Genomic DNA, 1661 nt, shown 5'->3' on the forward strand with positions numbered 1-1661 from the left:
GGGGAGGGCCGGGAGGCCGGCGTGCCGGTAGTTGTGCCAGGGCAGGCGGGGTCGGCGGAAGGCCCGTTCGGCGGCCGGTTCGGCGGCGGGCGCCCCTCCGCCGTCGACGATCTCCACGCGCCCGCCCCGGTCGGTGTGGGCGGTGCGCCAGTCGTGCAGCGTCTCGTAGGCGGCGTGGTCGAGGAACGACCCGGTCAGTTCGACCGTGACCACGGTGCCCTCCGGAACCCGGGCCAGGACTCGGCTCAGGCGCGGCACGGCCAGGAAGGTGAGCGGTCCGTCGGCGCGGACGCGGTGGGAGCCGTCGCCGACCGGGTCCACCGAGATCCGGGTGTGGGTCAGCCGGTGCAGGGCGAGGACCACGGCGCAGGCGATGCCGATGCCCACGCCCTCCAGCACCCCGAGCAGGATGACCCCGATGGTGGTGGCGGCGTAGACGAGGGTCTCGCGGTGCCGGGTGACGTTGCGCAGGTGGTGGATGCCGGCCATCTGGAGGCCGACCACCATGACCAGCGCGGCGAGTGCCGCGAGCGGGATCAGCTCCAGCAGGTTCACCAGCAGCCCGGCGGCCAGCAGCACCCAGCAGCCGTGCAGGATGGTGGATTTGCGGCTCACCGCGCCCGCCGCCACGTTGGCGGTGCTGCGCACGGCGACCCCGGTCACGGGCAGTCCGCCCAGCGCGCCGGAGACCACGTTGGCCGCGCCCTGACCGCGCAGCTCGCGGTCGAGGTCGGCGCGCGGGACGGGTGCCCCGCCGCGCCGGCGACGGGCGGTGGCGAGCTTGTCCACGGCAACGGCGGAGAGCAGGGACTCCACGCTGGCCACCAGGGTGACGGTCAGCACGGCGGCGATCAGGCCGAGCACCGGGCCCTCCGGCAGGCCGGGCAGGGCGTGGTTGTTCCAGGAGGGCAGATCGACCCGGGGCAGTCGCAGGCCGGCGAGGACGGTCACGGCGGTGGCCAGGAGAACGGCGGCCAGCGCGGCGGGCATGGCCCGTCGGATCCGTTCCCCGGTGCCGCCGCGCAGGCGGGGCCAGGTCAGCAGGATGGCGATGGTCAGGGCGCCGATACCGACGGCGGCCGGGTCGAGCCGGGCGAGTTGGGCGGGAAGTTCGGCGAGGTTGGCGGGTACCGAGCTCTGCGGACTGCCGCCGAGCACGACGTGCAGCTGGGCGATGGCGATGGTGATGCCGATGCCGGCGAGCATGCCGTGCACGATGGCGGGGCTGACGACCAGGGCGGTGCGGGCCACGCGCAGGGCGGAGAGCACCAGCTGGGTGAGGCCGGCCAGCACGGTGATGGCGCAGGTCACGCGCCATCCGTACTGCTGGATGAGGTCGGCGGTGATCACGGTGAGACCGGCGGCCGGGCCGGTCACCTGGAGTGGGGCGCCGCCGAGCCGTCCGGCGACGATGCCGCCGACGGCGGCGGCCACCAGGCCGGCCTGCAGCGGGGCGCCGGTGGCGAGGGCGATGCCCAGGGACAGCGGTAGGGCGATGAGGAACACCGCGATCGATGCGGAGAAATCGGCGCGGAACCGTTCCCGGGGGGTCGTGGGGGCGCAGGCGGACATTTCCGTCTCCGTCCGTAGGAGGGTGGTCGGGGAGCGCACGGAAGGTCGGCCGGTCGGGCCCGGGGGTGGGGTCGGCCGTGACTTCGGCC

The 1661-nt window shown here is 75.0% G+C and carries 1 protein-coding gene; it reads right to left on the reverse strand.

Annotated elements, in window-relative coordinates; translation table 11 throughout:
* The coding region (locus FNQ90_RS22350) for a SulP family inorganic anion transporter (protein ID WP_407699426.1) at nt 1-1661 on the reverse strand (1661 nt) is incomplete at both ends.

The sequence above is a fragment of the Streptomyces alkaliphilus genome, assembly GCF_014141535.1.
In the GTDB taxonomy this organism is placed as follows: Bacteria; Actinomycetota; Actinomycetes; order Streptomycetales; family Streptomycetaceae; genus Streptomyces; species Streptomyces alkaliphilus.